Raw genomic sequence first — 20354 nt, forward strand, 5'->3', positions numbered from 1 at the left:
ATATTAATTTTATTATACTATATTTTAGCTTGAACTTGGGATAAGTTTAGACAAACTAAGAACAAAAAAAGTGTCAAATTTTAGTTATTAAACGCAAACAAAAGTAATTAAATTTAACTGAATTGATATCAAAAAACAACTTAACGGCTGAAAACGTCCAACATTTTTGACATTTTTTGATTTTAAAAACTGCTTTCATTCTTATTTTTAATTCGTTTTTATTACAAAAAACTAAGATGTTTCACCTTTTTATTAATCGTAATAAAAAAATTATAAAAACTAAAAGAATCCTTTAACAACAGCATTTATAGCTTATATATTAGCAATTTGACGAGAACATTTTTTTGCACTATAATGAGCAAGCCTTGTTTATTTATTACTAATTTTTAATTAAACAATCACTAAAACTAAAAATAGAATGGTAAAGGTGTAATGACAGTGCTAGTATTAGCTGGAACAATCGGAGCAGGAAAAAGCTCTTTAACTGAGATGTTGGCGGAGGAATTGAAAACACAAGCTTTTTATGAGAGTGTTGACGATAATAAAGTTTTGCCATTATTCTATGAGAACCCTCAAAAATATGCCTTCTTATTACAAATATACTTTTTAAATAAGCGATTTGATTCAATCAAAAGAGCCTTGTCTGATAATAATAATGTATTAGACCGCTCGATTTATGAAGATAGTCTGCTTTTTCATTTGAACGCCGATTTAGGACGAGCAGATGAAACGGAAGTCGAGGTTTATGATGACTTACTTAACAATATGTTGGAAGAAATTGATAGTTTATCTTTCAAAAAAAGGCCTGATTTACTCATTCATGTCAAAGTTTCTTTTGATAAAATGCTAGAAAGAATCAAAAAAAGAGGACGTCAATTTGAACAATTGGAATACGATCCAAGTTTATATGACTACTATAAAGAATTAAATAGCAGATATGATACTTGGTTTGAAGACTTTGATATTTGTCCCAAAATCCAAATTGATGGCGATAAATATGATTTTGTGGAGGACGAACAATCAAAAATTCATGTTTTGCAACAAATCAAAGAAAAATTAAAAGAAATTGAAGGAGAAAATAATTAATGAATGTCACCGTCTTTCTTTCTTCAAGAGATGGAAAAAATCCAATCTATAAAGATACAAGCGAAAAATTAGGAATATTACTTGCTAAATCAGGCCATACCCTCGTCTATGGTGGTTCCGAAGAAGGGTGTATGGGAATGGTCTCAGATGCAGTCATTCGTCATCAAGGTAAAGTTATTGCCGTTTATCCTGATGGAATTCTCCCTTTAGAACCACCTCGTCAAAATGCCAGTCAACTTTATTTAACAAGTGGAATGGATGAGCGCAAACGTAAACTCATTGATTTAGGAGAAGCTTTTGTCATTTTAGCTGGTGGATTTGGGACAATGGAAGAAAGTTTTCAACTTTTAACTGAGATGTCTATCAACCAAACCGCTGTCCGCCCAGTCATTTTTGTTGGTCGAAAATTTTATCAACCTCTTTTTGACCTACTGCGCTTGCAACTTAAGGAAGGAATGATTTCTAAAGAAGTCATAGATGCCATTTCTCTTGTTGATACCGCCGAAGAAACCATAGAATTATTAGGAGATTTGAAACTTGAACAAGTTGTTTAATCAAGCAGTTAACGTTTACCTTGCCGCACCATTTTTTAGTGAAAGTCAAATAAAAAAAGTTGAACTTTTAGAAAATGCACTTTCAAAAAATAAAACAGTAGCAAACTTTTTTAGCCCAATGAGATGTCAACATCCTGAATCTTTACCACAAGAAGTTGAAGCTTTTACCCCTGAATGGGCCAAAGCGACAATGGAAAATGATGTAAATGAGGTAAATAAAGCAGATATCATCGTTGCAATTGTTGATTTCGATCATCAAGATACTGATTCTGGAACAGCTTGGGAGCTTGGCTACGCCATCGCTTTAGAAAAACCAACCTATCTTATTCGTTTTGAAGATACTATTCCAGCAAATATAATGCTCACTGAGCGAAATAGAGCTTTCTTCACCCAGATTGAACAAGTTGAAGAATATGATTTTTTAGAGTCTAAACTAATCCCATATAGTGGAAAATACCAGTAGTAAAGAGATAAGTACCTGCTTATTTTTATCTGCTCCTTTATATATAAAATTTGAAATTTGTCATAATTTGTACTATACTATAGGCGGATAGAAAATAATGGAAAGAAGCGTAAATATGAAACTTATTGTCACACTTTTTTGGTCGCTTGCTCTTGGACAAGTTGTAGGTTATGTTGCAACTGCTCTTGCTGGCGTTCCAGACCCTGAACTTTGGACAACGATTATCTCGCTTATCTTTGGTCTTTTTGTATATCTTTTCCAAGCTGTAGCTGTGGAAAAAGAGGCTAAAGCAAACTAAATTACTGATATTTTATCAGGTTCTTTCGCTAAAAAGCGTTTGAAAATAAAAACTCTTGCTCTGCAGGAGTTTTTATTTTGGTCCTGAGGCTTGCAAATTTCTTAAAATACCTTATAATTTAATATGGACATATTTAAACTGTCCTTTAAAAACCTAAATGAAAGGAGAGCGCTCAAGCTTTGAAAGGTCGACCCAAACCCGCAATTATTATGATTACTTATTCTGTCAAATTGACCAAGAGTAGATTGGCGCTCTTCTTGTGCCAACTTTTTGATTTTAATTCAAAAAACTTGACCCATTTCACAAAATAAGAAATTAGATTTTACAAGCTTGAACCATGCTATAAAATGGCTCCAACTCCAATTAATAAAAATAAAGTCGTCTGTCTTGTTAACGGTCGTGTTCATCGCCGGTCAGGAGGAGATTTCCTTGAGAATCTTGACCCTAGCCTTCAAACCGTTATCATGCGCGATTACCCAGAAGCAACCAGTCATGATTTCATCTGTAATGAACATCAGGTTAAATTCCGTTTGGAGGTCTTAGATACCCTTTTTCATCTTGACTTGCAAAAAAACTTTACCGTTAATGATTTACTTAATGAAGAATTAACTAAGGCAAATTTTGAGATTCATGACGTGGAAGAACAACTTCAAACCCAAGAAACTATCGGTGAACGTGTGGCTGATAAAGTTACTGAATTTGTCGGTTCGTGGGCTTTCATTCTAACTTATCTTGGAATTTTAGTCGTTTGGATGTTTGTTAATGTCTCTGGTATTTTCGGAGTTGAGTGGGATAAATATCCATTCATTCTCCTCAACCTTTTTCTATCGATTACGGCCGCAATGCAAGCCCCTTTGATTATGATGAGTCAAAATCGTGCTGCACACCATGACCGCTTGTCTGCTAAAAATGACTTCCAAGTCAATGTTAAATCAGAAAAAGGGGTAGCTGCCCTCCATGAAAAACTTGACCATTTGATGATGGATGATCAAGCTTCAAATATGCAAATTCAAAAAATTCAAACCGAAATGCTTGGAGATATCCAAATTCTTCTTAACGAAGTTTATCAACAAAACCAAGATATTCGTGAGCGTTTGGATGATGTCGAAGATCAACTTGATGATTTTGAAGAAACTTTTGATAGTTTTGAAGAAACTCTTGACAGTATTGAAGAAAATACTGACGATGAGGAAGAAGAAGGCATGGCTAATGCTGATTAAAAAAGTCTGTTCAAATGAACAGGCTCTTTTTTTAACTAAAATAATCTATTTTTTCCTGAATTTCACAGACTGATTGTTTGAGCTTAACTTCTTCTTCAAAAGTTAAGGGAAGTTTTACAAGGGCCTCTACTCCCTCTTTACCAATCAAAGCAGGGGTAGAAATATAGGATTTAAACTTTTCATCATAATGTGAACAGATAGCAATACTCTTAGCATCAGAAAGCACCAGATTCATCAAAGATACTGTTGCTGCAGCTATGGCAACATTAGTATAACCTTTCGTATTAAAGACAGCAAAGCCTCCTTGACGCGCTTTTTCTTCTAGGTCTTCTAAATCTAGATTTTTTTCTTTAGCAATCTCTAAAAAAGATTGTCCCCAACTCTGACCGTTGACCAAGCGGTAAATTGTGAGTTTCCATGTTCTCCAAGGACATATCCTTCAATAGCCCGCCCATCAATCTTTAATGCTTTACTTACTTGTGCTTTCATTCTTGCAGTATCTAAATATGTTCCCGTTCCAATAATATGACTTTGAGGAAGGTTCAGTAATTGAGAATAGAGATTGACAATCACATCATTTGGATTAGTTGTTGCAATCAGAATTCCTTTGAAATTAATCCTATTTAATTGCTCAGAAACTTCTTTAATTTCTGGAATATTTGCTTTTAATTCTGTAAAACGGTCTCCGCCAGGTTTAATTAGTTCAATATGGCCTAAGGTCGATAAAATGATATCGGCATTTACTAAATCAGTATATTCTCCAACATAAATTTCGACATAGAACGGCAAAAGAGAAAGGGCATCTAGCAGGTCTAGAACCTCTGCTTCAGCTTTTTCTCTTTTTTTGTCAATAATGATCAACTCATCTACAAGACCTCCTTGAACAATATCAAGAGCCACCGTTGCTCCAACATGACCACAACCAATTAGACCTACTTTACGCATCTTTTCACCCCTTTTTCTTCAGATTTAAATTGAATCTATTATAATACAAAAAGTATGGGAAAACAAGCTATGTTTAAATATTCTGATTATTTAAAACAAATAAAAAACCTCCTAATCTCGGAGGTTTTTTAGCCTATATTATTTACTATTTTCAACCGCTACACGAATAAATTCTGTGTAGAGTTCTTCTGGACGGTTTGGACGTGATTGCAATTCTGGGTGATATTGACATGCCACGAAGAATTTTTTATCAGAAAGTTCAACGATTTCAACCAAACGGTTATCTGGTGAAACGCCTGAGAATACGAAACCAGCTTTTTCAAAGTCTTCGCGGAATTTGTTATTGAATTCATAACGGTGACGGTGGCGACGTTGAACCACTTCAGCATCATTGTAGGCTGCTTTAGCGCGTGAGCCATTTTTCAATTTAGCTGGGTAAAGTCCAAGACGTAGTGTTCCACCCATGTCTTCAACATCAACTTGGTCACGCATAATGTCAATGACTGGATATTTTGTTTCAGGGTCTAATTCAAATGAATGAGCTCCTTCAAGTCCAAGAACATTACGAGCGAATTCAACTGCTGTCAATTGCATTCCAAGACAGATTCCAAGCATTGGAACGTCATTTTCACGCGCATATTTAATAGCTGCAATCTTACCTTCTGTGCCACGATGACCAAATCCTCCAGGAACAATAATTCCTGCAGCATCACCAACAAGTTCAGCAACATTTTCATCAGTTACATCATTAGCATTAACCCAGTTAATATCAACTTCGGCATCAGATGAATAACCTGCATGTTTAAGCGCTTCAGTCACTGAAATATAAGCATCTGGTAATTCTACATATTTACCAACCAAAGCAATTTTTACTTTTTTCTTGAGGTTCATGACATGGTCAACCATTGCTGACCATTCTGTCATATCTGCTTTTGGTGCATCAAGTTTTAAATGGTCACAAACGATTTGGTCCATATTTTGTGCTTGAAGGTTCAATGGAATTTGGTATAAGTGTTCAACATCAAGCGATTGAATGACTGCTTCTGGTGCTACGTCACAGAACATCGCAATTTTATCACGCATTTCTGTCGTGATTGGAACTTCACTACGTAATACGAGCATGTTAGCTTGGATACCATATTCACGAAGTGTCTTAGTCGCATTTTGGGCGATTTTAGTTTTCAATTCTCCAGCAGCACGCAAGTGAAGAATTGGAACAGTGTGAATGTACATGACGTTGTCCGCACCAACTTCGGCTTTCATTTGGCGTAAAGCTTCAATAAATGGCAAACTTTCCATATCGCCAACCGTTCCACCAACTTCTGTGATAATGATATCTGCATCAGTTGTTGTTGCTGCACGTTTAATTTTTTCTTTCAACATGTTAGTCACATGCGGTACCATTTGGACAGTTGCTCCGAGATATTCTCCCTTACGTTCTTTACGAAGAATCTCACTGTAAACTTTACCGGAAGTAACATTTGAATATTTATTTAAATTGATGTCAATGAAACGTTCATAGTGACCAAGGTCAAGGTCAGTTTCAGCACCATCATCAGTAACAAAGACTTCACCATGTTGATAAGGGCTCATTGTCCCTGGGTCGATGTTAAGGTATGGGTCAAATTTTTGGACAGTGACTTTAAGCCCACGATTTTTAAGCAAACGACCGAGCGATGCCGCTACGATCCCTTTACCCATTGACGAAGTACCACCACCAGTGACGAAAATATACTTAGTTGACATCTAAATCTCCTCTAATCTTTTTACAAAACAGAAATAACTGGGAAAAACAAAAACAGCTCCCCAGAGGGGAGCCTACCGTTACTGATTTTTTATAATAAAAAACCAGTGCCCGAAAATAATTATATCTGATTTTTCCTTTTTTGTCAAAAGTCTGTTTTTTAATTTTTCATGAACCATTGTAATATCAGATTTTTCTTTTTATTTGTATTAGAAGCTATAAGCTTCACTTCTTTTTCAATTCAGAGCTTCTAAAAAATCTTCTTGTAAATTATTTTTAAATGCAATACCAAAATCTTCTAATACTTTTTGAAGCGCATATAGACTGTAAGCCACTTTATTTGGTCTCGCATTCTCTCCCATGTGCCCAATTCTTAAAACTTTACCTGCTAAATGATCAAATGATCCTGTGATCATCACTCGATAGTTCTCACGCATTTTCCTTAAGATTTCTTGATCATTCAGACCTTCTGGCACTTTAATAACAGAAACGGTGTTTGAATAGCCATTCTGCAAATAAAGTTCCAAAGGAGAATTTTCAATTGCTTGTCTTGTCGCATGACCAATCATCGCATGACGTTTCAAAATTTCTTGGTCGGCAAGAAGATTATCTATCGCTTGGTCTAATCCATAGATATCAGAAATTGGCATGGTATATGGAAACCATTTTTTTTCATAATAATCTTTAAAAGTAAGGAGATTACAATAAAAACTTGCGATGGGGCTTTTTCTCTCTGTCATCGCTTGATAAGCTTCTGTTGAAATAGATGCAATTGTTAAGCCTGGTGGAGCTGAAATCACTTTTTGAGAGCCACCAAGAGCAATGTCAATTTGCCACTTATCAACTTGTAACTCTTCACCACCCATTGCCGCAACCGAATCAACAACGGTTAGAATTCCATATTTTTTTAAGAGAGGACAAATGCTTGAGAGGTCATTTAAGACGCCTGAGGGTGTATCACAATGAACGACTGTTGCATATTTAAAGTCATGGTCTTTTTCTAAAAATTTTTCTAGAATTTCTAAGGAAAATGCTTCTTTTCCTGAACTCTCCAGTAGAATTGCTTCACCTCCGTAAAGCTCAATGAAATCACTAAAGCCATGACCAAAAATACCATTATCAAGCACAAGTACGCGGTCACCTTTTTCGGTTAACGAAGCACAAGCCGCTTCCAATCCTAAAATTCCTTCACCAGCTAAAACTCTGACATCGTTTTTGGTTTTTAAAAATTGAGCAAGTTTACTACAAGTTTTTTTGTAAAAGTCATAAAAGGCTAAATCAATATCCGGATTCGTTGTTGCCTTTGCTCTTGCTAATCGTACATTTTCAGCCACCTCAGTTGGACCTGGGGTCATGATTAACATCTCTTTCATTTATTTGTACCTCGCACGTTCTCCACCAATGAGTTTAGGACGTGATTTAAGAGCTGTTACATGAGCGCCACCAAGTTCTCTTAAAATTGGGCGAACGGGAATTTGGACGTGTTTTACGTGCATTCCAATACTAGTATCACCAATATCTAAACCGGCGTTGGCAACAATATGTTCTACCTCAACTGGAGATTTAAAGAGTTGGTAGGCGGCAACTTGACCACTTCCACCAGCGTGGAGTTGCGGAATCACAGAAACGATTTCCCAGTCTTTTTTTTCGGCTAATTCCTCTTCAATGAGTAACGCACGATTAAGATGTTCACATGCTTGGACCGCCAGATAGATTCCTTTGTCTGACAATGTCTTGTGTATGACAGAAACAATGACCTGACCGATTTCACTAGAACTGGCATGGCCAATTAAACCACCATTTACTTCTGATGAAGATAAACCAAGAACAAAGACTTGACCAGCTTTAATTTCTGTTTGTTTTATGACATCATCGATAATGACTTGTGTGTCTTTTTTAAGCTTTTCTAAATCCATTTAAAATACCTGTCCTTTCAATGAGCGGGCTCAAGACTTTTGCTAAAGCAAAGCCAACCACAACTTGAATAATATTTACCCAAAGTCCCGCAATGGCTGAACCCCAGCCATACATTAATCCACCAACAATAAAATATCCTCCAACCATAAAGACAAGACTGAGCAAAAAGTTAAGCCATTTGTATCTTGTCAATCCTGCGAGATAGCCTTGCCCGCCATGAATAATTAAGCTGAAAAACATGTAGTTACTGTAGCCTGCAGTCAAATCAAGTAGAAAGGCTGCAAAGCCCCCAATTATTGCCGCCTCTCGTTTACCAAACAGAAAGACTGCTGTATAAATTCCGACATCCAAAAGGGTTAATATATTACCGGCTGAACCTGGAATAGGGAAGGTAAATAGGCGACCTAGAACAAAAGTGACTGCTGTCCAAATCGCAAGTAAAGTTAATTTTTTGATATTTCTGTTGTCCATGAGTTTCATCTCCTACTTTTCCTAGAAGTTTGGTTTACTTTTGGAAATTTATTTTTTATTTTGAAAAACACCATATTCATTTGCATTTTGAATGGCTTGATAAACGAAGTCTTTTGCATTCTTGACTGAATCTTTAAAGGGGTGATTATAAGCCATATTGGCCGCAATTGATGAAGCAAAGGTACAACCTGCTCCGTTGTTATTATTTTCTATAATCGGGCTTGATAATTCATAAAAAGCTTTTCCATCATAAGCAAGGTCAATGGCTTGTTTTTGGTCAAAGCGATTTCCTCCTTTGATGACGACATTTTTTGCTCCAAAATCATGCAAAAGTTTGGCTGCTTCTTTCATCTCTGATTTACTTTTTACTGACAGCCCTGTCAGTATTTCTGCTTCTTTGAGATTCGGGGTAATTACAGTCGCCAAAGGAAAGAGTTGGCTGATGAAAAGGTCACGCATTTCATTGACCGAATAGTCAGCATTTTCTTTAAAAACAATGACTGGGTCTAATATAATTGGAGTATCAGATTTCACTGACAGATCTGTCAACCAGTTTTTGGTCAGTTCAAGTATTTCTTTATTGGGTAATAGTCCTATTTTTATGGCTGAAAAGTCCACATCGCTTAAACTTTCCAACTCTTCTTGAAAGAGTTCTTTTTCTACTGGATGAACAAAAAATTTATCTTCTTTGACAGTTACAATGCTTGTTAAGGCGCAAAAGCCATAAAGCCCATTGGCTGCAAAAGTCGCTAAATCAGCTTGCATCCCGCCTCCGGATAGGATATCTGAACCTGCAATTGTTAGAATTTTTTTGCTTTCATTTAAATTCTTTGGCATCTTCTCTCCATTAATTTTACTGACAGTAGCTTTTAGATGTCAGTATTTTCCGCATATTTGACTTCTTTCAAATATAAACCCTCAGGTGCCGCTGTTGGTCCTGCAAAATCTCTATTTTTAGAGGTCAATATTTTATCTATTTGGCTGACAGGCATTCGGTCATTACCAATTTTAATGACTGTTCCAACCATGTTTCGCACTTGTTTATACAAAAAGCCATTGCCACGAAAAATAAATTTGAAATTTTCTTCGTCAAGACGGATAATTTCTGCCTGATAAATCGTTCTTACTTTGTCATCAACTGATGAACCCGATGCTGTAAAACCTGTAAAATCATGTTCTCCAACCAACTTTGACATTGCTTCTTGCATCCGCTCAAAATTAAGTGGATAGCGAAAATAGGCTTTAGAATGTCTTTGAAATGGACTTCGTGTAATTGAATTTTCTAGATAATACTCATAGGTTTTTTCATGCTTTTGATATCTTGCATGCCAATCATCTGGGACAAGTTCCACTTTTTTTACTGCAATATCTGCTGGGGTTTGAGTGTCTAAACCAAATCGCAGACGTTCCAAATCACGAACTTTACCCTTTAAATCAAAATGAATGACTTGACCAAAAGCATGAACTCCAGAATCTGTTCGGCCTGAGCCTTGTAAAATAACTGGCTCAAAAGAATTTAACTTCGTCAGTATTTTTTCAATTTCTTTTTGAACTGTTCTTTGATTTGTTTGGCTTTGAAAACCTGCAAAATCTGTGCCATCATAGGCTATTGTGGCTTTGTATCTTGTCATTTTTCTATTATAGCACAATTTTTATTAGGACTTTATTTTCTTTTTTTATAATGGTTTATCCTTTTTTAATATGTTTCTTTTAAATTGCTTTTCGTAAAAAAGTATAAAAAAATGCCCCACTACGAAGGTGGGGCGAGGTTTGGCACCATGATCCGAGGGGGATTCGAACCCTCGACCGTTCGCTTAGAAGGCGAATGCTCTATCCAGCTGAGCTATCGGACCAAATTATTTCTGTCAGTAAATTTTTAAGCTAAAATTACTGACAGAAACAAGTTTATCATATTCTCTTATTTTTTTCAATTATTGACTTGTACCGTAGCCATAGTTCCCTGTGTTTGTATCATCTGTTCCATAGCTAGATGTTGTACTGTCATTACTATTATTATAGCCATCATTGTAAGTATTATCTTGTTGATAAGTAGAATCAGAACTTGAGGTTGCCGTGGAATCACTTGATGAGCTAGAGGAGCCCGAACTTGAATCTGATTGAACTGAGGCACCACTTGTCGAAACATAATTCCCTGAATTTTTAGAATTCAAAGAAACAAGATTTCCTTGCGTATCAACACCATAAGTCACCGTTGATTTTCCTTTTTCAGTTACAGTAGCTGACGGAAGATAATAAAAAGGTGCTGTTCCTGAGCCAAAAACTGATTCATAAGTAATCAAACTGCTTGGCAAAGTGGTCACTGTTGATTCATCAAGCGATTTCTTCATGATATTTTGCATCGCGAGATAAATATCTGTTGGCATAAATTGATAAGAAGCACCATCAACCATTTCACCAACGCCTTCATATTGAATAGAAACTACTTTGTTAAAGCAATCTTTATAACCTAGTAATGAAGTAATTGTTGAAGCATTAATTGGGATATTAGTTCTAAAATCTTTTGAGGCTTCATTCAAAAATTGTTCATAGCGTGTGATATTATCTAAGGCTAAAATTTTCTTCATGAGTGCTGCAATGACTTCACGTTGGTGAGCTGCCCGACCATAGTCACCATTTGGTAAATGATGTCGGTCACGGGTATAAACTAAGGCTTGGTCACCATTAATATGTTGTTTTCCAGGTGGAACTTTCGCAGTATATTGCGGCTCTGTATCTGAAATATAGAGAGTTTGGCCTGTGGTATTGTTAATATCAATCCCACCAACATTATCAACCATATTGACTAGCCCATCAAAATTGACTGTTGCAAAACTGTCAATATTAATACCAGTCTGAGCACTAATAGTTTTCATAGCATAACTTACGGCATTTTTTAAACCGTCAGAAGATGACCCTGAGTTATAACCTAAGGGATATGCTGCATTCATTTTTTGCTTAGAAACAATGTTTCCGTCAGCATCTAAAATGTTAGTCATCGTATCACGTTCAATTGAAACCATTGTTGTCGTGTGCGTTTTAGGATTAAGCGTCATCAGAATTTGTGAGTCAGAATTCCCATTCCATGAATCGGAAGTTCCACGCCCTTCGCCTCCTGTGTCAACCCCCATAAGTAGGATTGTTAGAGGTTCAGTTGCCTGAATGACTTGTTCTGTCTTTTTATTCCCAGCATTAGTGTAAGTCATTTTAAAGGCTTTTGTTGTACTGTTCAGAACGGTTAATGTATATCCGCCTGCAGCAATTGCCGTTACTAAAATAATACTTCCAAGCATGAGAAGTGTTTTTATCCAAAGCTTCATATTAGCATTATATCAAAATTCTGATTTTTCACAACAAAAAAAGAAAAATTAGATTTTAATTTTTCTTTAATTATATTTAATTTTACTGACAAAAGGGTCAACTATTAGTCAAAAAATAAAACATATTCGCAAACATCAATTAATTGACCATTTTCATCTCGGGCGCCCCATTTTTTGACATTTTCTAATTCAAAATCAAACTTTTCATAAAGATGACGTGCTTTTTTATTACGTGCTTGGACAGTTAATTCCAAACGTTTGATTGTTCCAACTTCTTCTACCCACTCAAGTGCATCTTCTAGTAGAATCGTCCCAATGCCATAGCCTTGATAATCTTCTGACACAGCGATAAAAAGTTCCGCAATATGACGTACTCGATAATGATAATCCGCCGTCAAATGCAAAATACCAGCAATTTCATCACCAACGAATGCAAGAAAATAAGCATTATTATCTTTCTCAGCTTGTTGATTTAAAAAGTCCGTCATTTCTGCTTCAGAGATTAAAATTCCTACTTCATCAATGGTCAAAAAATTACTTTCTGTTCCAACCTTATTGAGAAATTCAATGACTCTAGAACTGTCGGCGCCATTTGCTTCTCTAACAATTAGCTCTGTAGTCATAAGTTATTAACGAGCTCCTCATATCTTTTTCCATGTGGTTTCAAAATAATTTCACGCTCTTGATCGTTGACCAAATCTTTAGAATACTTATCAAAAATGACTTCCAGATAATCTTTTGGCAAATCATCGCCTAACATTTCGCCCCATTCAATGACCGAAACCCCATCACCGAATAAATAATCATCTAAATCAAAACTATCCGGGTCATCACCAATGCGATAAACATCCATATGATGGAGTGGCAAACGTCCTTCCAGGCTTCTAACAATTGTATAAGTTGGACTTTTAACCATTTGATGAATCTCTAAGCCCAAAGCCAAGCCTTTGGTAAAAGTTGTTTTTCCAGCCCCAAGCTCGCCAGTTAAAACAATAACATCTTGAGCCTCTAATTTTCTTCCCAATTTTTGTGCAAATTGTAACATTTCTTCTTCGTTAAATTTCATGATTTTATTATAACACATCCCCTAAGACACTATCTAACGTTTGCAACTGATGAGTCTAAAAACAATCAAACTTTAGAAAATTTCAGTGTTGCCACTTCAAAAAGTTTATCTCCTTCATTATCACAGTCTTTAAAATAAAAGCTGTCAGTAAATTTTACTGACAGTTTTTCAAAAATTTGGGCAAAATAAAAAACCTTAAATGGCTTTTTATCTTCTTCTGCGACGATATTCTTTTTGTTGTTTTTTATGATTTTTGAGCAATTCATCCGCCTGCATATTAATTTGCTGAGTTTCTGTCAGTACTTTTTCTTCATTTGGCGTTTTTTTAGAACTTACTGATGGCTCAGCTGTCATTGAATTTGAAGGAGTTTTCCCATTTTTAGAACTTTGTGCCTTACTGCCAGGATTTTTCTTCTTGCCACGGCCACGCAAATGACGCACAAAGGCAATAATTCCCCCAATGATTGTGACTGATGCTGACAAACTGGTCAATGTCATCAAAAGAATATTGTTCCCTTTTGCATTATTGTTGACGGTTTCATTAATAATTGTGGTTGAATTTTTAGTTTCTTTTTGACTGCCAGAATTTTTATCTGTTGAACTGTCTCGATTTTCTACTACCGGAGGCGTTTGATTTTGCCCAACATTATCTGTCTGATTTTGAGCAGTTGTACTTGTTTGTGTTTGATTTTGACTTGTCGAATTCGTTCCTTCAGAGGAACTTGTATTTTGCGAACTACTGCTAGCTGAACTTGCTGAATTTGAGGTACTTGAAGTCCCTGTTGAGCTTTGAGCTGTTGCATCTCCTGAACTTGCTGAAGTCCCGGTTGCCGTTTCTCCATAAGCAATCGTTCCAAAATTAAGCAAGGATATCAGACCTATACTATAAATAATTTTCTTCATAATCAAATTCTATGATAGTTTTCTTAAACGAACTTAAAATTTATTAATGTAATAAATAAACAACGAGGTATTTTGATATTTCTTTCAACCCTTTTTTGGTACAATAAACTTATGAATAAATCAACGTTTTCTTTAAATGATACTGCATGGGTTGATTTTTATCAGCTCCAAAATCCTCGTCAAAACGAAAATTATACTTTTCCTGCTATTATTATCTGCCCTGGTGGTGGTTATCAACATATTTCACAAAGAGAATCTGACCCTCTTGCCTTAGCTTTTCTCGCCCAAGGTTATCAAGTGCTTCTCCTTAATTACACCGTGATGAATAAAGGAACAAACTATAACTTTTTATCACAAAATCTTGAAGAAGTTCAAGCTGTTTTTTCTCTGATTCATCAAAATCATAAAGAATGGCAAATCAATCCTGAGCAAGTTTTCTTACTTGGTTGCTCTGCCGGAGGGCATCTAGCCGCTTGGTATGGTAATTCTGAACAAATCCATCGACCAAAAGGAGTTATTCTCTGCTATCCAGTAACTTCCTTCACTTTTGGTTGGCCTAGTGATTTGTCACATTTTAATTTTGAAATTGAAAATATCTCAGAATATAATATTTCGGAAAAAGTCACTTCCTCAACTCCTCCAACCTTTATTTGGCATACGGCTGATGATGAGGGTGTTCCTATCTATAACAGCCTTAAATATTGTGATCGACTCTCAAAACATCAAGTTCCTTTTGAAGCTCACTTTTTTGAATCTGGACCTCATGGTGTCTCTTTGGCTAATCGGACAACCGCTCCTTCTGATGCCTATTGTCTTCCGTCAGTGCATCGCTGGGTTTCTTGGGCTTCTGATTGGTTGGAAAGACAAATCAAAAATTAAAAATACCACTCAAAAGTGGTATTTTTTTATTGGTTTTATCTAATTTATTAATTACGAATCATTTTTGCTTTTGAAGCCAAACTTCTTTCAAAAATTCTAATGTATAGTATGAAGTATCAGGCACAATGACGATATCATCTCCCAAATCTTCTGGGCGCCCTACACCAATTGGTAAAGCCCCTGAATCTTTGATGGCTTGAATTCCAGCTTGAGAATCCTCTAACCCAATTGATTCAGAGGGGGCAACACCCACTGCATGTGCTGCTGCAATAAAAATATCTGGTGCTGGTTTTGATGCTGCAACTTCAGCCGGATCAGCAATTGCATCAAAATATCCAGTTAAATTCATTCTCTCTAATAAAAATGGACCATTCTTAGAAGCCGATGCTAAAGCAATTTTGATTTTATTTGAACGTAAATCTTTGAGTAATTGTAAAATTCCAGGATAGACATCGGCTGGCGACACATCCTGAATCATTTTCACATAGTTATCATTTTTTCTCTTAGCAAGTTCTTTAAATTCCTCAGCTGATACTTTTTTATCAGCTAAATCTAGAATTTTCTGAAGCGAGTCTTCTCGTGAGACCCCTTTTAATTGCTCATTAAATTGGCGGTCAACACCATTAATGCCAATTTCTTCAGCCAAAGCTTTCCAAGCTCTAAAATGATACTCTGCGGTATCTGTAATTACACCATCTAAATCAAACAATACTGCTTTAAACATCTTTTTACCTTCTTTCTCGTCATTTTAAAAATATATTTTTAAGCAATGACTTTCCAAAATTACTGACAGAAATTCTGTCAGTAATTTTTTTATTAAAAAATAATTGTAAATCCTTGTATCAAAACTTTATTAAGAGTAAAACCATTTATTTTAAATCAAATTTCGTCTGCACTCCGGCTTTTAATTGAACCTCATCATCATAAACTTTGGTCAGTAAATCCGCCGACGCTGTCAGTAATAATTGTCCATTTTCAATCAAAATTTCAACTTTAGTTCCTCTAAAAATTTGATTAAATTTCAATTTTGTCCAGCTTTTTGGTAAATAAGGAGCAATTGCAAATTGGCCATCTCGCAGACTCAGACCAGCAAATTCATTTTGAATCACCTCGAGCGTTTCGCCCATGACCCCAATATGAACCCCTTCGGCCGTTGTTCCCCCTTGAATATCATAATAATCACTGCCAATTGCTGTAATCAAGAAATCCAACGCTTCATCAAAATCCCCTAATTTCACATCAATCCCAGCAAAAACCGGACGTGAAGTCGTTGAACCGTGAACAGTCCTAGCAAGATAATAATCACGGTTGACTTTCAACCAATTTTCGGGCAACTCATAAGCCAATTGTTTGACCAACTTAGTCACATGCTCCTGACCCAAATTGTAGATTAACATCAGCGTATCAGCCTGTTTAGCCACTTGATATTCGTCAGGGGAAATACCTTCGGCCTTCATCAAACGGTCAATGCGATGAATATCCCCATATTTTGCTTCATAAGCTGCAAAGTCCACTTCCTTAAGCTCAAAATATTTAGCATATTGCGCAATCACGCCATTTTCATCAATATCTAGATACAGTTTTTTCCGAACTTTTTGAGCTTTTTCAAGTAATTCCTTAGGAATTTCAAATCCTTTTTCTGATAATTCTGTCAGCCAATTTAATTGCCAAGTGAGCATTAAATTAGTATAGGCATTATCACAGATTCCCCCTTCTTGCCCAGGATAGGCCTCATGATATTCATCAGGTCCCATGACCCCATCAATATGATAACGGCCGTCATCTCCTAATTCGGCTTTATTTAACCAAAACTTTGTCGTTTCAATGATTAAATCTAAACCACCGTCAGTCAAAATGCTTTCATCTTCTGTCAGTTGTGAGTAAATCCATAAATTATATACAATGGCTAAACTAACATGCCTTTGACGCCGGCTATTATCTGGTTCCCATTCATTATTTACTGTGTTCAAATGAACAAATTGCGATTGTTCATCACCAATTAAGCCGGACTGCCAAGGAAACATAGCTCCTTTTTCTCCATCAACCTTCGCATTTTCCTGCGCTGCGGTCAATCGATTGATTCGGTACAAAAGCAAATCACGCGCCGTTTCTGGCTCATTAGCCGCATAGTAAGGAAGAACAAAAATTTCATCCCAGAAGATATGACCCCGATAACCTTCACCAGTCAAGCCACGTGAACCTACTGATGCATCTAAAAACTGATTAGCACCATGCTGTGCCGCTTGACGAATATGGAAAATGTTCATCCTGACCATTCTTTGTAAATCTTCATGGTCTGATTCGATAACAATATCGGCATCTGACCAAACTTTTTCCCAATAATTCGTATTATTTTCTTGAATTTTACTGACAGAAGTTGCTGACAGCTCTGTCAGTACAAACTCAACAGGATTTTTACTTTCATAAGAACTTGCAATGACAATCGTTTTGTCAAACTGAACTTCTTGATTTTTTTGTAAGTCAATTTCAATTGCTTCTGCTAAAATCTCATCATTCTCAGAATCTATTTTTGGGAAAGCCAATCCATTCAAAAATGATTTAGAAGCAATTGCAAGTTCAATTTCACTTGTTCTTGTTTTAGCAACCAAAAGTCCTTTGGAAATTTTTGTTACTTCAAATTCTTTACTATCAAAAGCCCGATAACGTTCAACATTTTGATTTAAAACTGAGCCATCAGTAAAAGTTTCAATTCTTAATTTACAAGAGAAGTCAGCAATAATTTCACCAACAAAACCAAAATCATGAAAATTAATTGGATCTACAAACTTTGTTGTTACTAAAGTCAAATTTCCTTTGGCCAATTTCACCTGATAACGTTCAATTTGCAAAGCATTTTTAAAATCAATTGTAGCTTGCTTTTCAACTGACGCTTCAAAATCAACCAATTCACCATCAATATATACTTTTATTAATTGAGGATTTGGCCAATTTACCATATCTTCATTAATGACATCATGTCCTGCGACTTCTGTACTCGTCCGGTTGAAGACACCAGCTACGTACAAGCCAGGATAATGATTGTCAGAACAAGTTGACCATAAAGGCGCACCTCGAAGCCCTAAATAACCATTTCCCAATGACATTAAAGATTCTTGACCATAAGAACGTTTCCCTACTTCTTTTTTATCATATTGGATTATCCAATCTTTTTCAGTCATTTTTCCCCCTCATATAAAACTAAAGGAAGCAGAATTTATCAGCACTGCCTCCAACTGAGTTTATTAATTATTTAACTGCATCTTTAAATGCATTTTTTTGTTCAACACCTTCTCCCATTACATCTGTATCTTTATAACCAAAGAACCAAACCAATAGGAAAGTTGCAACCGCACATACCGCAGTGGCGATCCAGAAGAGCATCAAGTTACCCGCAGGAGCGTGATGTGTCAAAGGATTAGAAATAAAGTTAGGGAAACCAATCAAAGAACCTGAGAACCCAAACATTTGTAATCCGCCAAATCCAGCAACACCTGCACCAATCGCGGCACCAATTGAAGACATGATAAAGACACGCACATATTTCAAATTAATCCCATACATTGCCGGTTCAGTTACCCCACAAAAGGCTGAAATTGCTGCTGGAGCAGAAAGTCCTTTGAGGTCTGCTTTTTTAGATTTAAAGAAGACAGCCAAGGCACCAACCCCTTGAGCGAGCATTGTGAAAGAAACAATCATATTGAGTGAACTTGCTCCAGTAGCCGCCAATTCTTGTGAAATAAGTGGTACAACCAACCAGTGCAACCCAAAGATAACCAAACATTGATACAAACCACCAACGATAATACTTGCAATTCCTAAATTCAATGACAAGATATGATCAATCACAAATGACAATCCAGAAGAAATTGTAGAAATTACTGGACCTACCAAAAGTAAAACAATTGATGCGGTAATAAAGAAAGTAATCATTGGTTGGAAAATTGGACGCAAGGCAAGTGGTAAAACTTTTTTCAACCAAGCATTCAGTGGTTTAGCAATTGCCACGGCTACAATGATTGGGAAAATTGTATAAGCATAGCTTGGCAAAGCAACGGGGATTCCAAAATAACTTGTATTAAAAGTTACTCCAAGGAAATTTGCAACAGGAGCAGCTGCTTCAACAACAACATTTTTACCTGCCGCATTCGTTCCAACATGCGCATTTACCAAGTTAGTAATCCCTGGATTAATCATAAATCCGCCGACTGCAGCACCAATAAATTGTAAAACAGTATCTTTAGGTGCCAATTGTTTTGCTGCTGAAAAACCAACCAAAACAGGTAAGAAGTAAAAGGGCGTCATTGCCAGTGTTGAAATAATGACATAAGTTGAACTTGCAGGATCAATCACTTCGATTAAGCGATTTCCCTTAACAAAGATACTAAGTAAACCATTAATCATCCCACCAGCTGCAAGTAAACCAATAATAGGAATCATTGACCCAGTAATTGTTCCAATGACCACTTGGAAAGCATGAACAATCGGATTTTGTTTTTTACCATTAGCTGGTGCTGTTACAGCGACTGCTTGTGCCGTTGCCTCATCATCAACTACCGCATCACCAAGTTGTTCAACAACTTCATCATAAACATCCTCAACCGCTTGTCCAATAACCACTTGATATTGATTCAAGTTTGAATTATAAACCGCGCCTGCCACACCAGGTAAGGCTTCAATTGCTGCTGTATCGGCTTTATCCTTGTCCTTTAAAGTGAAACGAAGACGAGTGATACAATGAATAACTTTTGTGACATTTTCAGCGCCACCTACATTTGCGATAATATCAGTCGCAAGTTGTGAATAATTTGCCATAAGTTCTCCTTTTGCTTCATTATCTATGAAGCATTTCATAATATAAAATAATAATTGACGAGTTTAATAGTCACAAAATCTATATCCAAAGTTCTCGTCTTCTTTGTGCTATAAATTCATTGGTTGATATTTTTACTTACTTAACACTTGCCTGACCTAATTCATCACGTGCATTGGCTGAACCATATTTAACCTCAAAGCCAGATAAAAGGTCTTTAGTATTTGTAAAAATAACCATTGTTGTCTTATCCAAACCAGCAGCTTCAATCTGCCCCCAATCAACAGTTCCCAGCTCATCACCACCATTAACAATATCATCCACTTTAACTTTAATTTTAAATGGTGCCCCTTTAAGAGCTACTGTATCAATACCTAGATGTAAAAGAATATCTAAGCCATCAGCACGTTTAAAGCCAATTGCATGTCCCTGAACCAAAGTTACTTTTGCAGAAACTGGAGCAAAAATTTTATTTTCTTTGGGCTCAACTGCAAAACCATCACCCATTATTTTCTTTGAAAATACCGGATCGTTTACTTTTGAAAGTTCAATAACTTCTCCAGAAACTGGATTATATAGCTCTTTATCGTCTTTCAATTCTTTCTTTTTTCCTATTCCAAACATAAGAATCTCCTATCTTTTGAAGTTGTACGTACAAGTTAACAAAATCATTGTATCATA

Annotated in this window: 20 protein-coding genes, 1 tRNA gene and 1 pseudogene; 6 read left to right on the plus strand and 16 right to left on the minus strand. The window is 36.1% G+C overall.

What is annotated here, in order from left to right; genetic code table 11:
• Positions 1-432 precede the first annotated feature (432 nt).
• The 5 genes from MHB61_RS06525 to MHB61_RS06545 all read left to right on the plus strand — a co-directional run bounded on the left by MHB61_RS06525 (position 433) and on the right by MHB61_RS06545 (position 3621).
• Positions 433-1086: a deoxynucleoside kinase gene (locus MHB61_RS06525; protein WP_003131506.1), complete on the plus strand. Its 654-nt coding sequence runs from the start codon at positions 433-435 to the stop codon at positions 1084-1086.
• Entirely contained in the window at positions 1086-1640 is a 555-nt protein-coding gene (locus tag MHB61_RS06530) for an LOG family protein (RefSeq protein ID WP_003131507.1), read from the plus strand. Before MHB61_RS06525 ends, MHB61_RS06530 begins: the two co-directional genes overlap by 1 nt.
• Positions 1624-2103: a nucleoside 2-deoxyribosyltransferase gene (locus tag MHB61_RS06535; protein WP_010905396.1), complete on the plus strand. Its 480-nt coding sequence runs from the start codon at positions 1624-1626 to the stop codon at positions 2101-2103. Before MHB61_RS06530 ends, MHB61_RS06535 begins: the two co-directional genes overlap by 17 nt.
• A gap of 97 nt (positions 2104-2200) precedes the next feature.
• Complete coding sequence (locus MHB61_RS06540) at positions 2201-2401, plus strand: YjzD family protein (protein WP_012897261.1); 201 nt, start codon at positions 2201-2203, stop codon at positions 2399-2401.
• 347 nt (positions 2402-2748) lie between these two features.
• Positions 2749-3621, plus strand: a complete 873-nt coding sequence (locus MHB61_RS06545; RefSeq protein WP_003131512.1) for a DUF1003 domain-containing protein — start codon at positions 2749-2751, stop codon at positions 3619-3621.
• Between the two features lie 31 nt (positions 3622-3652).
• Here the strand turns inward: MHB61_RS06545 and MHB61_RS06550 are convergent.
• From MHB61_RS06550 to MHB61_RS06605, 12 genes and pseudogenes are all read right to left on the minus strand, one after another.
• Positions 3653-4566, minus strand: a pseudogene (locus MHB61_RS06550) (lactate/malate family dehydrogenase).
• 138 nt (positions 4567-4704) lie between these two features.
• Positions 4705-6312, minus strand: coding sequence for a CTP synthase (locus MHB61_RS06555; RefSeq protein WP_003131516.1), 1608 nt, complete (start codon positions 6310-6312; stop codon positions 4705-4707).
• Positions 6313-6546: 234 nt separating this feature from the next.
• A complete protein-coding gene (locus MHB61_RS06560; RefSeq protein WP_003131519.1) occupies positions 6547-7683 on the minus strand; it encodes a pyridoxal-phosphate-dependent aminotransferase family protein in 1137 nt (378 codons plus the stop codon).
• A complete protein-coding gene (locus tag MHB61_RS06565; RefSeq protein ID WP_010905395.1) occupies positions 7684-8226 on the minus strand; it encodes a TIGR01440 family protein in 543 nt (180 codons plus the stop codon).
• A complete protein-coding gene (locus MHB61_RS06570) occupies positions 8207-8707 on the minus strand; it encodes an ECF transporter S component (protein ID WP_003131521.1) in 501 nt (166 codons plus the stop codon). The genes MHB61_RS06565 and MHB61_RS06570 overlap by 20 nt, the downstream gene beginning before the upstream one ends.
• A gap of 39 nt (positions 8708-8746) precedes the next feature.
• Positions 8747-9535, minus strand: a complete 789-nt coding sequence (locus tag MHB61_RS06575) for a bifunctional hydroxymethylpyrimidine kinase/phosphomethylpyrimidine kinase (protein WP_010905393.1) — start codon at positions 9533-9535, stop codon at positions 8747-8749.
• Positions 9536-9567: 32 nt separating this feature from the next.
• Positions 9568-10329 (minus strand): tRNA pseudouridine(38-40) synthase TruA, encoded by a 762-nt coding sequence (truA, locus tag MHB61_RS06580; protein WP_003131523.1) that lies wholly within the window; start codon positions 10327-10329, stop codon positions 9568-9570.
• Between the two features lie 148 nt (positions 10330-10477).
• Positions 10478-10551: transfer RNA gene (locus tag MHB61_RS06585), tRNA-Arg, on the minus strand.
• A gap of 78 nt (positions 10552-10629) precedes the next feature.
• Complete coding sequence (locus MHB61_RS06590) at positions 10630-12015, minus strand: LCP family protein (protein WP_137016366.1); 1386 nt, start codon at positions 12013-12015, stop codon at positions 10630-10632.
• Between the two features lie 104 nt (positions 12016-12119).
• Positions 12120-12638 carry a GNAT family N-acetyltransferase gene (locus MHB61_RS06595; RefSeq protein ID WP_003131525.1) on the minus strand — a complete coding sequence of 173 codons (519 nt, stop codon included), beginning with the start codon at positions 12636-12638 and terminating at the stop codon, positions 12120-12122.
• The gene (gene tsaE / locus MHB61_RS06600; RefSeq protein ID WP_003131526.1) at positions 12635-13081 is read right to left on the minus strand and encodes a tRNA (adenosine(37)-N6)-threonylcarbamoyltransferase complex ATPase subunit type 1 TsaE; all 447 of its coding nucleotides are present in this window, start codon (positions 13079-13081) and stop codon (positions 12635-12637) included. Before tsaE ends, MHB61_RS06595 begins: the two co-directional genes overlap by 4 nt.
• Positions 13082-13288: 207 nt before the next feature.
• Positions 13289-13984, minus strand: a complete 696-nt coding sequence (locus MHB61_RS06605; protein WP_137016368.1) for an ATPase — start codon at positions 13982-13984, stop codon at positions 13289-13291.
• 111 nt (positions 13985-14095) lie between these two features.
• Between MHB61_RS06605 and MHB61_RS06610 the strand changes: the two genes are divergently transcribed.
• Entirely contained in the window at positions 14096-14863 is a 768-nt protein-coding gene (locus tag MHB61_RS06610) for an alpha/beta hydrolase (protein ID WP_003131528.1), read from the plus strand.
• 58 nt (positions 14864-14921) lie between these two features.
• Here the strand turns inward: MHB61_RS06610 and pgmB are convergent, their stop codons facing one another.
• From pgmB to MHB61_RS06630, 4 genes are all read right to left on the minus strand, one after another.
• Positions 14922-15587 carry a beta-phosphoglucomutase gene (gene pgmB, locus MHB61_RS06615; protein WP_003131530.1) on the minus strand — a complete coding sequence of 222 codons (666 nt, stop codon included), beginning with the start codon at positions 15585-15587 and terminating at the stop codon, positions 14922-14924.
• A 145-nt stretch (positions 15588-15732) separates the two neighbouring features.
• Positions 15733-18042: a glycoside hydrolase family 65 protein gene (locus tag MHB61_RS06620; RefSeq protein ID WP_003131533.1), complete on the minus strand. Its 2310-nt coding sequence runs from the start codon at positions 18040-18042 to the stop codon at positions 15733-15735.
• Positions 18043-18109: 67 nt separating this feature from the next.
• A complete protein-coding gene (locus MHB61_RS06625; protein ID WP_014570385.1) occupies positions 18110-19675 on the minus strand; it encodes a PTS transporter subunit EIIC in 1566 nt (521 codons plus the stop codon).
• 136 nt (positions 19676-19811) lie between these two features.
• On the minus strand, positions 19812-20297 hold the full coding sequence (locus MHB61_RS06630) for a PTS sugar transporter subunit IIA (RefSeq protein ID WP_003131536.1): 486 nt from the start codon (positions 20295-20297) through the stop codon (positions 19812-19814).
• Positions 20298-20354: the final 57 nt, after the last annotated feature.

The organism is Lactococcus sp. FSL K6-0773 (assembly GCF_038006485.1).
GTDB classification, from domain to species: Bacteria; Bacillota; Bacilli; order Lactobacillales; family Streptococcaceae; genus Lactococcus; species Lactococcus lactis.

Coding starts and splice junctions, on each gene's coding strand:
- MHB61_RS06530 (WP_003131507.1), top strand. CDS start 1,086: ATGAATGTCACCGTCTTTCTTTCTTCAAGAGATGGAAAAAATCCAATC.
- MHB61_RS06590 (WP_137016366.1), bottom strand. CDS start 12,015: ATGAAGCTTTGGATAAAAACACTTCTCATGCTTGGAAGTATTATTTTA.
- MHB61_RS06540 (WP_012897261.1), top strand. CDS start 2,201: ATGGAAAGAAGCGTAAATATGAAACTTATTGTCACACTTTTTTGGTCG.
- MHB61_RS06565 (WP_010905395.1), bottom strand. CDS start 8,226: ATGGATTTAGAAAAGCTTAAAAAAGACACACAAGTCATTATCGATGAT.
- tsaE (WP_003131526.1), bottom strand. CDS start 13,081: ATGAAATTTAACGAAGAAGAAATGTTACAATTTGCACAAAAATTGGGA.
- pgmB (WP_003131530.1), bottom strand. CDS start 15,587: ATGTTTAAAGCAGTATTGTTTGATTTAGATGGTGTAATTACAGATACC.
- MHB61_RS06525 (WP_003131506.1), top strand. CDS start 433: ATGACAGTGCTAGTATTAGCTGGAACAATCGGAGCAGGAAAAAGCTCT.
- MHB61_RS06545 (WP_003131512.1), top strand. CDS start 2,749: ATGGCTCCAACTCCAATTAATAAAAATAAAGTCGTCTGTCTTGTTAAC.
- MHB61_RS06630 (WP_003131536.1), bottom strand. CDS start 20,297: ATGTTTGGAATAGGAAAAAAGAAAGAATTGAAAGACGATAAAGAGCTA.
- MHB61_RS06560 (WP_003131519.1), bottom strand. CDS start 7,683: ATGAAAGAGATGTTAATCATGACCCCAGGTCCAACTGAGGTGGCTGAA.
- MHB61_RS06610 (WP_003131528.1), top strand. CDS start 14,096: ATGAATAAATCAACGTTTTCTTTAAATGATACTGCATGGGTTGATTTT.
- truA (WP_003131523.1), bottom strand. CDS start 10,329: ATGACAAGATACAAAGCCACAATAGCCTATGATGGCACAGATTTTGCA.
- MHB61_RS06570 (WP_003131521.1), bottom strand. CDS start 8,707: ATGAAACTCATGGACAACAGAAATATCAAAAAATTAACTTTACTTGCG.
- MHB61_RS06555 (WP_003131516.1), bottom strand. CDS start 6,312: ATGTCAACTAAGTATATTTTCGTCACTGGTGGTGGTACTTCGTCAATG.
- MHB61_RS06625 (WP_014570385.1), bottom strand. CDS start 19,675: ATGGCAAATTATTCACAACTTGCGACTGATATTATCGCAAATGTAGGT.
- MHB61_RS06620 (WP_003131533.1), bottom strand. CDS start 18,042: ATGACTGAAAAAGATTGGATAATCCAATATGATAAAAAAGAAGTAGGG.
- MHB61_RS06605 (WP_137016368.1), bottom strand. CDS start 13,984: ATGAAGAAAATTATTTATAGTATAGGTCTGATATCCTTGCTTAATTTT.
- MHB61_RS06595 (WP_003131525.1), bottom strand. CDS start 12,638: ATGACTACAGAGCTAATTGTTAGAGAAGCAAATGGCGCCGACAGTTCT.
- MHB61_RS06575 (WP_010905393.1), bottom strand. CDS start 9,535: ATGCCAAAGAATTTAAATGAAAGCAAAAAAATTCTAACAATTGCAGGT.